General features: G+C 77.8%; 11 protein-coding genes and 1 pseudogene. 8 read left to right on the top strand and 4 right to left on the bottom strand.

Features of this window, described 5'->3' with window-relative positions; translation table 11 throughout:
- Position 1: 1 nt before the first annotated feature.
- Genes ACQPYN_RS12510 through ACQPYN_RS12500 form a run of 3 tightly spaced genes read right to left on the bottom strand, consistent with a single transcriptional unit; the run spans position 2 to position 5,492 of the window.
- Positions 2-4,234: an ATP-binding protein gene (locus tag ACQPYN_RS12510; RefSeq protein ID WP_433037235.1), complete on the bottom strand. Its 4,233-nt coding sequence runs from the start codon at positions 4,232-4,234 to the stop codon at positions 2-4.
- Positions 4,235-4,239: 5 nt separating this feature from the next.
- Positions 4,240-4,905: a response regulator transcription factor gene (locus tag ACQPYN_RS12505; protein ID WP_433037233.1), complete on the bottom strand. Its 666-nt coding sequence runs from the start codon at positions 4,903-4,905 to the stop codon at positions 4,240-4,242.
- The gene (locus ACQPYN_RS12500) at positions 4,896-5,492 is read right to left on the bottom strand and encodes a histidine kinase (RefSeq protein WP_433037231.1); all 597 of its coding nucleotides are present in this window, start codon (positions 5,490-5,492) and stop codon (positions 4,896-4,898) included. The genes ACQPYN_RS12505 and ACQPYN_RS12500 overlap by 10 nt, the downstream gene beginning before the upstream one ends.
- A 199-nt stretch (positions 5,493-5,691) precedes the next feature.
- Here ACQPYN_RS12500 and ACQPYN_RS12495 point away from each other — a divergent pair, with 199 nt between their 5' ends.
- The 3 genes and pseudogenes from ACQPYN_RS12495 to ACQPYN_RS12485 form a co-directional block, all read left to right on the top strand.
- Complete coding sequence (locus tag ACQPYN_RS12495) at positions 5,692-7,308, top strand: Hsp70 family protein (protein WP_433037229.1); 1,617 nt, start codon at positions 5,692-5,694, stop codon at positions 7,306-7,308.
- Positions 7,305-7,433, top strand: a complete 129-nt coding sequence (locus tag ACQPYN_RS12490) for a hypothetical protein (RefSeq protein WP_433037227.1) — start codon at positions 7,305-7,307, stop codon at positions 7,431-7,433. Before ACQPYN_RS12495 ends, ACQPYN_RS12490 begins: the two co-directional genes overlap by 4 nt.
- A gap of 163 nt (positions 7,434-7,596) precedes the next feature.
- Positions 7,597-7,797: pseudogene (locus tag ACQPYN_RS12485) on the top strand (DICT sensory domain-containing protein); the annotation flags it as partial.
- Here ACQPYN_RS12485 and ACQPYN_RS12480 read toward each other — a convergent pair.
- Positions 7,788-8,006 (bottom strand): hypothetical protein, encoded by a 219-nt coding sequence (locus ACQPYN_RS12480; RefSeq protein ID WP_433037225.1) that lies wholly within the window; start codon positions 8,004-8,006, stop codon positions 7,788-7,790. The pseudogene ACQPYN_RS12485 and the gene ACQPYN_RS12480 sit on opposite strands and share 10 nt — an antisense overlap.
- A 254-nt stretch (positions 8,007-8,260) precedes the next feature.
- On the opposite strand from ACQPYN_RS12480, the gene ACQPYN_RS12475 reads away from it, so the two are divergent.
- From ACQPYN_RS12475 to ACQPYN_RS12455, 5 genes are all read left to right on the top strand, one after another.
- Positions 8,261-9,073 (top strand): hypothetical protein, encoded by an 813-nt coding sequence (locus tag ACQPYN_RS12475; protein WP_433037223.1) that lies wholly within the window; start codon positions 8,261-8,263, stop codon positions 9,071-9,073.
- 47 nt (positions 9,074-9,120) lie between these two features.
- Positions 9,121-10,140: a methylenetetrahydrofolate reductase C-terminal domain-containing protein gene (locus tag ACQPYN_RS12470; protein ID WP_433038857.1), complete on the top strand. Its 1,020-nt coding sequence runs from the start codon at positions 9,121-9,123 to the stop codon at positions 10,138-10,140.
- Positions 10,137-10,934 carry a class I SAM-dependent methyltransferase gene (locus ACQPYN_RS12465; RefSeq protein WP_433037221.1) on the top strand — a complete coding sequence of 266 codons (798 nt, stop codon included), beginning with the start codon at positions 10,137-10,139 and terminating at the stop codon, positions 10,932-10,934. Before ACQPYN_RS12470 ends, ACQPYN_RS12465 begins: the two co-directional genes overlap by 4 nt.
- A 229-nt stretch (positions 10,935-11,163) precedes the next feature.
- Positions 11,164-11,460 carry a hypothetical protein gene (locus tag ACQPYN_RS12460; RefSeq protein ID WP_433037219.1) on the top strand — a complete coding sequence of 99 codons (297 nt, stop codon included), beginning with the start codon at positions 11,164-11,166 and terminating at the stop codon, positions 11,458-11,460.
- Positions 11,461-11,621: 161 nt separating this feature from the next.
- Positions 11,622-12,404, top strand: a complete 783-nt coding sequence (locus tag ACQPYN_RS12455; protein WP_433037217.1) for an alpha/beta fold hydrolase — start codon at positions 11,622-11,624, stop codon at positions 12,402-12,404.
- The last annotated feature ends 6 nt before the right edge of the window (positions 12,405-12,410 follow it).

The following is a 12,410-nucleotide window of genomic DNA, read 5'->3' as shown; positions in this document are numbered from 1 at the left end:
CTCAGTCCCGGGTGCGCGCCGGGGCGGTGTCGGCGAGCACGGCCTCGCAGACCCCGGCGAGGACGAGTGCGGCCTCGCGCACCGCCCGGGACGACGCGGGGTGCCCGGCGCGGGCCTTCCACGTGGCGATCTGCTCCTGCGCGGCGCGGCGCAGGTCCTCGGGTCCCGCGTCGTCCGCCAGCCCGAGCCGGGCGGCGGCGGACGTCCCGGCGCCGCCCGTGAGCCGTTCCGCGGCGGCCTGCTCGCCCGCCGGCAGCACCACCGCGCCGCGGCGCAGCGCGTCGGCGAGCTCACCCTCGGCGAGCTCGCGCGCGCCCGCCAGCCGGGCGCGCTCCACGGCGTAGAGCACCTGCCACGACCAGTCGCGGCCCCCGGTCCCCCGGCGCGCGAGGGCCTCGAGGCCGTCGAGGGCGCGGCGGGCGCGCAGGGGCGCGGGCAGGCGTGGGGCGTCCGGGACCGGCGAGGCGTGCAGCTCGGCCACGATCTCCCGCATCCGCGGGACGGCCGGCGGCGGCACCTCGAGCCCGTCGAGCAGGTCGCGGACCGTGTCGAGGAAGGCGCTGCCCTCCGGTGCCGCGCCGGGGGTGGCGGGGGTGTCGGGGGCGGGCAGGGTGATCGGGCCGGTGGCGGGGTCGGGGTCGGGTTCCGGGGCCGTGCCCGGGGTCGTGTCCGCCAGCGGGATCGAGCCGGCGACCGTGGTCCCCCGCCCCGGGGCGGAGTCGAGCGCGACGGTGCCGCCGACCGCGGTGATGCGCGTGGCGACGTTGCGCATGCCCCGCTGGTGGCCGGCGGCGGACGGGTCGATCGCGAAGCCCGGGCCGTCGTCGCGCACCGAGAAGCGCAGGATGCCGTCGACCTCCGCGACGGTGATCGTGACCGCGGCACCGGGCGCGTGCTTGCGAGCGTTGTTCACCGCCTCGAGGCAGCAGAAGTAGACGGCCGCCTCGACGTCGGTGCCGTACCGGCGCCCGGGCGGGACGCCCGCGGCGTCGACGGTGACCCCGGACCCCGCACCGGCGGACCCCGCACCGGCGGTCTCGTACCGCAGCGTCTCGACCACCCCGCGCTCGGCGAGGGTCGCCGACGAGACGCCGGTGGCGGTCTCGGCGAGCACCGCCTCGGCGATGTCGACCTGCTCGAGGATGTGGCCGAGCCGGTCCCGGGCGGCGTCGAGCTGCCCCGCGCCGACCTGGTGCTCGGCGAGCCCGAGCGCGAGGCGCAGCGACACCAGGTGGTGCTGGGCGCCGTCGTGTAGGTTGCGCTCGAGGGCGCGGCGCTCGCCGTCCATCGCGGCCACCGCGGCCCGCCGGGAGGTCGCGATCTGCTCCCCGTGCGCCACCGCCGCGCGCAGCTGGCGCTCGAGCTCGATCTCGACGCGGTGGGCCTGGAGCACGGCACCGAGGCTGTCCGCGACGTCCGCGAGCAGCTGCCGGCGCTCGCTGCCCCCCGCGACCGCCTCGCCGTCGACGGCCAGCACGCCGACCTCGTCCTCGCGGTGCCGGATCGGGAGAACGACCGACGCGTCGGCCTCGCCGGCGTCCTCGCGTCGCCACCGGAACACCCCGTCGCGCAGGCCGGGGCGGTGCGCGGTCAGCTGGACCGTCCGGGCGCCGAGGTGCCGGCCGATCGCCTCGGGCAGGCGGTCGAGCTCGGTACCCGGCGCGGCGGTGCGGGTGAGCTCGGTGATCTCGAGCAGCACGCGGTACGGGGTCGGGCGGCGGCCGTGCAGCAGGCGTTCGACGAGCCGGTCGGCACGCGCCGACACCGCGAGGTAGACCAGCGCGCCCACGACCGCGCCGACCACCCACGCAATCGGTCCCTCGCGCGCGACCGCGAGGACCAGCGCGACGGCCCCGCCGACCGCGACCACCACGACGACGGTGGTCAACGCGCGGTGCAGCCGGTCGGCGGCCGAGCGCACCCACGGGCGGTAGGCGGCCAGGACGGCGAGCGCGAGGGCCGCCGCCGAGAGCCTGGCGAACCAGAAGAGCAGTGCGGTCGGTGCGCCGCCGCCCCCCTCGTGGCGCGCCGTCGGGTCGTCGAGCGTGAGCCCCGGCTGGCCGAGCAGGGCCATGACGACGGTGACCAGGGCGAGCACGGTGGCCGTCGCCAGCACACCGGTGAGCACGGTGATCAGCAGCCGCGCCTGGTCGCGCCGCTCGGGACTCGAGCCCGTGCGCAGGTGACGCGACACACCCAGTGCGCCCACCAGCGGCACCCCGAACCCGAAGAACACCACGCAGCTCACCGTGTGCGGGAGGAACGCGGTGCCCATGCCCGCGACGAACAGCGCGATCCCCGCGAGCGCGACGAGCAGGCGCTGTCCGCCGCGCACGGCCGCCACGCCCGCCGGGAACAGCAGCAGCGCCCCGACGTAGGCCGCGCTCGCGACCCCGTGCAGCAGGACCTGGTGCAGCTCGCCGATCTCGAGCCCGGAGCCGCGCCGGACGACGAGCGTCGCGGCGTGCGCCTGGAGGTTGAACGCGCCCGCCGACCCGATCATGGCGAGGATCAGCAGGCGGATGGTCCAGGTGCGCCCGCCGCGCCGCCAGAGCACGACGGCGACGACGAGGTTCACCGCGCTCGCGAGGTAGTCCAGCACCGCCTGCCCGACCGGCTCGCCGAGCGCGCCCGCTGCGACGACCCCGCCCGCCCAGGCGTTGCCCGCGCCCGCCGCGGCGCCGACCGCGTCGCCCACGGCGGGCACGTGGGCGGCGAGCGCCACCAGCGCCCCGAGGGCGAGCCAGACGAGCGTCAGCGCGGAGCAGGCGACCAGGGCCACCCACCACGCCGGCACCGTCCACCGGGAGGTGGTTCCGGCCTCGCCGCGGGCGTCGTCGGGGGCCGGGGAGGTCGGCGGCGCGAGGGTCCCGGTCATGCGACACCCCCGGCCCGGGTCGGCTCCGCCCCCTGTCGGCGTGCTCCCCCGATGCCCCTCCCCGGCGTCCAGCAGCACCGGCCGCAACCGGTCCGGCAGCCAGGCGCGGAGCTCGAGGCGCCCGCCGTGGTCGACGAGGTCCAGCGCGCCGCCGAGCGCGGCGAGGCGGTCGACGTCGTCGACGAGGGCCGCGCGCAGCTCGTCGGCGTCGTCGGGGTCGTCGTCGGTCACCCGGACCTGGACGAGGTCGCCGTGCCGGTCGAGGTGCACCTCCAGCGGCGGGCGTCCGCCGCGCGCCGCGAGCAGCGAGATCGCCGACGCGGCGGCGTAGTACAGCCCGGACTCGATCTCCCACGGGAGCCGCTCGGCCAGCCGCCCGGAGAGGTGCACCGGCCGCGGCAGGTCGGCGATCACCTCCTCCAGCGCCGAGCGCGGGCCCTGCTCGCGCAGGACGGCGGGGTGGACGCCGCGGGCGATGACCCGGAAACGGTCGATCAGCTCCGTCAGCCGCTCGCGGGCCTCCTCGACGTGGTGGCGCGCCATCTCGGGCGCTTCCTCGTCGTCCGCGTCCTCCAGCGCCTCGGCGGCGTCGGTGATCGACTGCCGGAACGCCGCGAGCCGGTCGGCCGTCGCCCCCTGCAGCTCGGTGACCAGGCGCCGGCGCTCGACCTCACGCGCGACCTCCAGCCGGCGGCGCGACGCGGCGGTCTCGGCGGCGAGCTCGTCGACGCGGCGGACCCGGGCGGCGAGCTCGGCGCCCCGCGCGACGCCCTGCAGCACCAGGTGGGCGCCGCCCGCGACGTCGCGCACCAGGCGCCGGTCGCCGGCGGTGACCGGTCGCCCGGCCTTGCCGATGGTCAGCACCGCCCGCAGGCGCTCGCCGTCGAGCACCGGCACCGCGTGGTCGACACCCGGGCGGGCCAGCAGCGCGCCCAGCGAGGCGACCCGTTCGCCCCCGTCCGGCGGGAACGCCGCCTCGGCGACCAGGACGTCGCCGACCACCAGCCACACGACCGCCCGCTCGGCGGCCGTGCCCTCGCCGAGGACGCGGGCGAGGCCCGGCAGGGCGTCGGTCAGCGAGCCCTCCCGGACGCGGGCGGCGGTGTCGGCGAGCACGGTGTACGGCGTGGGGGCCGGGCGCGGGCCGAGACGCCCGGCGACGCGGTCCGCCCAGGGTCGGGCCGCCCGCGCCGCCGGGACGGCGAGCGCGGCGGCGACGAACGGGCCCACCACGGTGGCGGGCGCCGGCCCGGCGAGCAGCGCCCCGAGCGCCACGACGACCGCCAGCACGGCCGCGACGACGCCGCCGAGCAGCACCGGCCGCACCGGCCATCCGAGTCGTCCGGCCGTGCGCACGGTGATCAGGCGTCGCCGCGCTGCGAGCGCAGGTAGGTCAGGACGGCCTGCACCCGGCGGTGGTGCGCCGAGGTGTCGGCGTGCAGGCCGAGCTTGTCGAAGATGTTGGCGACGTGCTTCTCGACGGCCTTGGCGCTGACGAACAACGTCGAGGCGATCCCGTTGTTGGACCGGCCCTCGGCCATCAGCTTGAGCACGTCGCGCTCGCGCTCCGAGAGCGACGCGACGAGGTCCCGCTTCTCGCTCCGGGGGCGCTCGACGAGCCGCTTGGCGAGCTCCGGCTCGATGACGATCTCGCCGTCGGCGATGCGGGTCAGCGTGTCGGAGAGGACCTCGACGCTGCCCACCTTCTCCTTGAGGCGGTAGCCGATGCGGTCGGTCCCGATCTCGAGGATGCGCATGAGGTAGTGCGACTCGGCGTAGTGCGACAGGAACAGCAGCCCCATGTCCGGGTGCGCCGCCCGCAGCCGCTCCGCGGTGACGAGCCCACCGTCGGGCTCGGGGGGCATGCGGATGTCGAGCAGGGCGACGTCGGCGGGGATCGTCGAGAGCTGCGCGACCAGCGGGTCGCCGCCCGCCTCGCAGGCCACGACCTCGTGCCCCGCCGCCTCGAGCAGCAGGACGAGCCCCTGGCGGAACAGGGCGCCGTCCTCGGCCACGGCTACGCGCACGGGAACCTCGCGGTGATCTCGGCCGGTCCGGTGAGCTCCGCGCAGCCGCCCAGGGGGGCGGCCTCGTCGAGCACCGTCCGGCGCTGGTCGGGGTCGACCCCGCTCAGGGTCAGGACCAGGGCGTCGTCCTCCACGCGCACGCGGATGCCGATCCCGGGACGGCCGGGGGTCGCGTCGGCGGCGGCGAGGCACCCGGCGACCGCGAAGTAGGCCGCGCCCTCGGCCGCGGTCCCGCACCGGACGTCGGCGACGTCGACGCGGGCGACCGCCCCGGTGGCCGTGACCAGCTCGCGCAGCGCCGGCCCGAGGCCTGCCTCGTCGAGCAGCGGCGGGTAGAGCGCGCCGGCCACCTCGCGGAGCTCCTGGAGCGCGCTCTCGAGCTCGGACTGGAACACGTCGAGACCCCGGTGCCAGGCGTGGTCCGCGGGGTCACCGTCCCGGCCCGGCGCGTCCGCGCGGAGCACCCCGAGGCGCAGGGCGAGGGCCGAGAGCCGCTGCGCCGGTCCGTCGTGCAGTCGTCGTTCGAGGGTCTGCCGGTCGCGCCACCGCTCCGCGCTGCGGCGAGCGTCGTCACGCCCCGGGGTCATCGGGGAAGCCTCGTCCCGCGACCGGGTCCTGCGCCAGAGGGAGGAGCCGGCACGGACGCGGGGACGACGCCCTCTCCCCCGTCGTCGCCGATCACGGCGCGTGCGCATCGCGACCTCCATGCTGGTCACCGACCGTCGATCCGTCGCCGGTGAACGGGCCGCGAGGTTACTATCCGTCAAGATTGCCGGAGGAGGGGACGTGTCGTACAGCCTCGGGATCGATCTCGGCACGACCTTCGTGGCCGCGGCGATCTCCCGGGACGGGCAGCGGGTCGAGATGGTGCCGCTCGGTGACCGCACGGTCACCGAACCCTCGGTCGTCCTGCGCCGCGACGACGGGTCGCTGGCCGTCGGCGACGCCGCGGCGCGGCAGGCGGGCAGCCGTCCCGGCGACGTCGCGTGGGGGGTGAAGCGGCGACTGGGCGACCCGACGCCGGTCGCGCTGGGCGGCGAGGCCCGCCCGGCGGGCGAGCTCCTCGCCGCCATGCTGCGCGACGTCCTCGCGAGGATCACCGCCGAGGAGGGTGAGCCGCCGTCGCGGGTCGTCCTGACCCACCCGGCGAACTGGGGTCCCTACCGGCGCGGGCTGTTCGAGGACGTCGCCGCCGAGGCCGGTCTCGAGGACCCGCCGATGCTCACCGAGCCCGAGGCCGCCGGCGTGCACTTCGGCGTCACCCGGGGTCTCGCCGAGGGCGAGCTGCTCGGCGTCTACGACCTCGGCGGGGGCACGTTCGACGCCGCCGTCCTGCGCGGGCGCGCGGCGGGCGTCGAGATCCTCGGGGCGCCGGAGGGCATGGAGCACCTCGGTGGCGTCGACTTCGACGAGGCCGTCCTCGGCCGTGTCGACCAGGCCTGCGGCGGCGCGGTGAGCGAGCTGGACGCGCACGACTCCCGGGCCCGCGCCGCCGCCGCCCGCGTCCGGCAGGACTGCGTCGTGGCCAAGGAGACGCTGTCGGTCGACGACCGCGCGAACGTCCCGGTCCTGCTGCCCACGCGGCAGGAGGAGGTGACCGTCACCCGCGACGAGTTCGAGGCGATGATCCGCGCGCCGCTGACCTCCACGGTGGACGCGCTGCGCCGGGCGCTGGAGTCCGCGGGCGTCGGCGCGGACGCGCTCACGGCGGTGCTGCTCGTCGGCGGGTCGTCGCGCATCCCGCTCGTCGCCCGCATGGTCGGCGAAGCGCTGGGCTGCCGCACCGTCGTCGACAGCCACCCCAAGCACGCGGTCGCCCTGGGCGCCGCCGTGGTCGCGGCCCGCGGGTCGGCGGCGGTCGGCGGCCTCGCGGCGGCGCGCCCCTGGGCGCCGACGGGACGACCCGGCCCACGAGCCCGCCGCCGTCCCCGGCCGCCCTGCCGGTCAACCTGCCTGTCACCTATGCCCCGAACCCCACCGTCGTGCACTCCCCCGACCCCATGGCCGCGACCCGCGCGCTGCCCCGCGACCCGGCCGCCGTCCGTGCGGCCGCCGCGCAGGCGCCGGCGCCTTCCCCGCCGAGACCGGGACCGGGTCGCGGGCCCGGCGCCCCGCCCGGTCCGGGCGCCCCGCCGCCCGGGCGACCCGCCGGTCCGGCCCGACCTCCGGGCGGTTTCGACAGCGGCTACCACCCGCGCCCCGTCTCGGGCGGCCACGCCGGCCCCGACCGGGGCGGACCCGCGCGCCCCGGCCCCCGCCCGCCGATGCCCCCGCCCGGACACCGGCCCCCGCCCGACCCCTGGGCCGGCCCGCCTCGCCCACCCGGCCCCGTCGGGCCCCGGCCGGAGCCCACGGGAGCCCCGGCTCCCGGACCGCAGCCCCCCGACACCCCGACGATCGTGACGCGCACGCCGGGAAGCGCCGATCCGCCGGCCGGCTCGACCCGCACCCGCACCGTCGTGATCGCCGTGGTGGCCCTGCTCGTGCTCGCCGGTCTCGTCGCCGCCGCGGTGATCTACCTCCGCTGACACGGGCGGCGCGTCCTCCGTTCGGCGCACTCCCGGCGCCGCTCGACGCGGGAATCGCTGACCCTGCGGTGGCCGGCACCCCCATTCCGGGTATCGCGTGATCACTCTTTCGGTCGTGCGCTCGTCGGGGACGCGCACGAAGGGTCGGATCGGGGGTACACCGATGGGCGAGGTCGAGCGCACGCACGAGGTCGGGGCGGAGTGGTCTCCCGACCAGCCGACCGTCGCGTCCAAGAGGTCCCTGGTGGCCCTGTCCCACGCGATCGAGGCGGTGCTCGCCGGACCGGTGACGACGCCGACCGTCGTCGTCGCCCTCTTCCAGCGCCGGGCCTACTTCGCGCGCGAGGCCGCCGTCTACGAGCGGGTCGCCGCGTCGGGCGCGGTCGTCGTGCTCGGGTTCGCCGAGGACGAGATCGACAGCGAGGACAGGGCGACGGCAGGGGGACGACGGCAGGGGTCCCGGCGGGCTGCCGGGTCGTCGCCCTCGACCCCGACGAGCCCCTCGCCGACGAGTGGAGCGTCGTCGCCGTCGGACCCCGGGCCGGCGCCTACCTCGTCGCCACCGACGCCCACCAGATCGACCCCACCGAGTACACGCTGGAGGCCGGGCGGGAGTTCGTGGGCCGCTGGGGCTGGTCGCGGGTGCAGGCCGCGAACGAGCTCGCACGCCTGCGCTCGGCGCTGGGCGCCCGCCTCGACACCGCCGTCGGCCACACCGTCGACGCGCTGCTCGCGCAGGTCATGCCGACCGGGGCGCGGCCGCCGCGTCGGCAGGGACGGACGGCGAGCGCTGGGCCACGCACGCGCTGCACCGGATGGTCCAGCGGATGCAGGACGCGCGGGAGGGCAGCCGGGTGCTGCGCGCCCAGCTCGTCGACGCGCACGCCGCGGTGGCCGCCCGGAGCGCGGCGCACGTCGACCCGCAGTCGGGCCTCACGACGCCGGAGTTCCTCTCGCGCTGGGCGGACAACAGCGGGCCGACGGCGCTGCCGGTGGGCGTCGCGCTGGTGGACGTCGAGGCCCTCGACGGCGCCGAGCACCGTCTGGGGCGCCGCGCGGCGTACCACGCCGCGCGCCGGGTGGCCGCCGCCGTGAGCGAGCCCCTCGGCCCGGTCGACGCCGCGGTCCGCCTCTCCGAGCGCGCCTTCGCCCTCATCGTGCCCGGCGCCTCGTCGCGCCACCTGGCGTCGCTGGTGGACGCCGTGGTCGAGCAGCTCGAGCTGTCCTCCGACGGCTACCCGAACGTCCCGCTCGTCGGGCCGATCGCCTGGACGGTGACGCTGGCCCGCCCGCTGCCGCTCGACGACCTGCACCTCGCCCTCGGCACCCCCGAACAGCCCGCCAGCACCCTCGCCGGCGATCCGATCGTCGTCCGCGAGGTGCCCGATCCGGTCGGCGCGCATCATCGCCGGAACGGCACCGGGCCCGACCCGGAGCCCGAGCCCACCACGGAGCGCATGCCGCGGATCCGCATCCCGGAGGACGTGGCGAGGTCGGGGTCGGGCTCCGACGGCGCCGAGGTCTCCGAGCTCGTCTCGGGCCTCCCCCGCCGCACGCCCCGTCCCTCGGCGGTCCGGTCGGCGGCGCTCTTCCGCCCGTCCGCCGTCGTCGGCGACGAGACGCCACCCACGGCGTCGTAGCCGTCCGCGGGGTTTGTCCCGGGTCGCGCGGCGGTATCTCGACCGCGATGACCCCGACGCTGATCGACCCGCCCACCCCGGGCTGTCCGAAACGGATGGTCTTCGGCCCCTGCGGCGGGGTGCGCGGCGACGGGTCCTGCGAGCTGGACGCCGGCCTCCCGTGCCCGTGGTGCGACCCGTCCGGGCCCGCCGCGATCCGGGCGTGGCCGGAGCCGGTCGCCGCCGCCCCGGTCCCGGACCCAGCGCCGGTCGTGCTCACCGACCTCACGGCTCCGCCCTACGACCTGCGGGCCACGCGCGCGATCCTCGAGACGCTGGCGCCGGTGTCCGACGGCCTGCTCATCGGCGAGGACCAGCACTCCCCCGACTTCCCGCCGACCATGATCGCGGCCGAGATCCTCGCCGCCGGCGGCGCCCCGTGGATCACCCTGACCTGTCGCGACCGCAACCGCGCCGTGCTCGAGCAGGAGCTCGCGGGGCTCGCCGAGCTCGGCGTCGCCGGGGTCCTCTGCGTCACCGGCGACGCGCGGGGCCCCGACGTGCGGCCCGAGATCACCCAGGTGTTCGACCTCGACAGCACCCGCCTCGCGCACCTCGCCGCGACCGCGGGCGTCCCCGCCGCCGTCGCCGTCGTCCCGGCCGCCCCGCCCGCGGAGCGCCGGGCCGAGGCGCTCGCGGAGAAGCAGCGGGCCGGCGCCACCCTCGCCGTCGCCAACCACGTGGGGTCGCCGGAGGACCTCGCGTCCTTCCTCGCCGAGGCGCGCGACGCCGGCGCCGACCTGCCGGTGATCGCGGGCGTCGCCGTCTACACCGACGCCGACACCGCCGCCGTGCTGTCCGCCTTCCCGGGCCTCGCCCTCGACCCCGAGGCGGTCGCCGCCGTGCTCAACGCCCCCGACCCGCTCGCCGCCGGGATCGACGCCGCGGTCGCCGAGGCCGAGGCGATGCTCGAGGTGCCCGGGGTGGTCGGCGTGAACCTCTCGGGCCGCGCCTCCGCGCGCGGCTGGCGCGTCGGCACCGAGGTCAAGGCCGAGATCGCCTCCCGGCTCGCGGGGCGGCGCTCGTGAGCACGGAGGACGACCTCGGGTCGGCGCGCGACTCCGCGATGGAGGCCGAGTTCGACACGGTCGCGGCCTGGACCGAGGAAGCGGTGCGCGCGCTCGGGCACGACCACGCGATCCCCGCCGGGTGCCGGGGCAGCGGCTCGCCCGCCGACCTCGCCTGGATCGCGGGCGGGCTGGACCTGCACGGCGACCAGCGCTTCCTCGACTCCGGCGCCGGGCTCGGCGGACCCGCCGCGTGGCTGTCCGAGCACCTCGAGGGCCGCTGGTCGGGCCGCCCGGTGCTGACCGAGCCGATGGTGCACGCGGCGCAGTCCGCGCGGCGCCTGTTCGGCTTCCCGGTCGCCGCGGCGGCGTCCGAGGACCTGCCGATCGCGACGGCGAGCGTCGACGCGGCGTGGTCGCTCGGCGTCCTGTGCGTCACCGCCGAGCGCGCGCGGATGCTCGCCCAGCTGCGCCGCGTCCTCGTGCCGGGCGGGCGCCTCGGGCTGCTCGTGCTGCTCCACGCCGGCGCGCCCCTGCCCGAGGAGCCCGAGGGCAACGACTTCCCCACCCGCGACGAGCTGGAGGGCCAGATCGTCGAGGCCGGCCTCCGCGTGGACGACGAGGTCGACGCCGCCCGCCTGCCGGGGGCGCCGATCGCCTGGAGCGAGCGGGCGGACCGCGTCGAGGAGTACATCGCGCGCCACCACCGCGACCACCCGGCGTGGCAGCAGGCCGCGGAGCAGGACCGGATCATCGGTCGGCTGATGGGCGAGCGCCTCATCACGATGCACCTGCTGCGCACGACGGCGGTGTGACGGCACCCGAAACCCGATCTGGTCCCCCTGTGCTCCCGCTGCGGCAGGCGGCACGGCCGGACGAGGGACACACGGGTGGCCGGACCACCCGACGCGGAATCGGTTCAGCTCGGCGCGACACCGCCCGTCGCGCTCGTCGGGGCGACCCCGGACGGCTTGTATGGAGCGGAGCCGCCCGACACGGGTCCCGCGTCCGCGGTGCCGTCGGACGGCTCCGGGAGGAGCTCAGGTGACCTACGACGCGGTCAGTGCCTACACGGTGCTGTTCGGCGACGGCGAGGGCCCGGCGGCGGTCAGCGTCCACGGCTCGGCCGACGAGGCGTGGGCCGCCCTCGACACGCTGGTCCGCGGACGCTCGCGCCGCTGGCGGTCCCGTCCGGCCCCCGCCGACGAGCAGCGCGTCACCGAGCTCGCGGAGCGCTGGCGCCGGGCCGACCCCGAGCGCCGCTACTGGCATGTCGCCCCGCACCGGCTGCGCGTCACCATCCCGGCCATCGCCGCGACGCGGACGCCGCGACCCGCCTGACCGGGCCGGCCGCGGTCGGCTCCAGGACGCTGGGCGCTCGTAGGGAGGACCCCACCCCGAAGAGGGGTAGGCCCTCCCGACGCGTGGCCCGCCGCCGATCACGATCGTGACCAGGAGAGATGCCAGGCGAGGGACCCGGCTCCTGGACACGGAGGTGGGTCATGGGTCCGTCGGTGAACGATCACCTCCGCGAGGTCCGCGCGGCGCTGCGGGTGGCGACGGCCGTCTCCGCCACCCTGCTGCTCGCCGCCGTGGGCACCCGGAGCGCGACGCCCGAGACCCCCGTCGCCACAGCCCGCGCCCTCGTCGTCCTGGTGCACGGCTTCGGTGCGGGGCCGGACTGCTGGGACGCGGCGATCCCCGCCCTCGGCGGGCCCGGGGTCGCCGTCGTCACCCACCGCTACACGTGGACCTCGAGCGTGGAGACCCTCGGCGCGCAGCTCGCGGACGAGGTCACCGACCTGGCGCGTCGCAGCGGCGCCCGGTCGGTCACGCTCGTCGGCCACAGCCTCGGCGGCGTGATCGTGGCCGCGAGCCTCGCCGGCGGGCGCCTCGACGGCGTCGTCACCCGCGTCGTCACCGTCGCCGCGCCGCTGCGGGGCACCCGCTGGGCGCACCTGTTCCCCGTCGGCGCCGTGCGCGACCTGCGCGCCGGCTCCCCCGCCGTGCCGGCCGGCATCCCCTGGCTGGCCGTCGCCTCCCGGGCCGACGTCGTCGTCGACGTGCACAGCGCCGTCCCGGAGGGCGCCGAGACCGTCGTCGTCGACGGCGTCGGGCACTGCGGTCTGCTCAAGGACGTCGACGTGCTCGCCCGGATCGCCTCCGCAGCCGTCCCCGCAGCCGTCCCCGCCCGCCGCGAACGGGGAGTTCGTACGCGTAGAAGCAGCGAACCGCGCGTTCGCTGCGGAACCCGGCCCGCCGCCCCGGCCCTCGTCGTGGCGTGAGGGCAG

Source organism: Actinomycetospora sp. CA-053990 (genome assembly GCF_050948445.1).
In the GTDB taxonomy this organism is placed as follows: domain Bacteria; phylum Actinomycetota; class Actinomycetes; order Mycobacteriales; family Pseudonocardiaceae; genus Actinomycetospora; species Actinomycetospora callitridis.
The sequence above is the reverse complement of the archived record's forward strand: the minus strand, read 5'-3'. Positions and strand labels throughout refer to the sequence as shown.

Excerpts from the sequence above, each read along its gene's own strand:
- ACQPYN_RS12475 (WP_433037223.1), top strand. The coding sequence starts at position 8,261 with ATGCAGGACGCGCGGGAGGGCAGCCGGGTGCTGCGCGCCCAGCTCGTC.
- ACQPYN_RS12470 (WP_433038857.1), top strand. The coding sequence starts at position 9,121 with ATGACCCCGACGCTGATCGACCCGCCCACCCCGGGCTGTCCGAAACGG.
- ACQPYN_RS12455 (WP_433037217.1), top strand. The coding sequence starts at position 11,622 with ATGGGTCCGTCGGTGAACGATCACCTCCGCGAGGTCCGCGCGGCGCTG.
- ACQPYN_RS12500 (WP_433037231.1), bottom strand. The coding sequence starts at position 5,492 with ATGACCCCGGGGCGTGACGACGCTCGCCGCAGCGCGGAGCGGTGGCGC.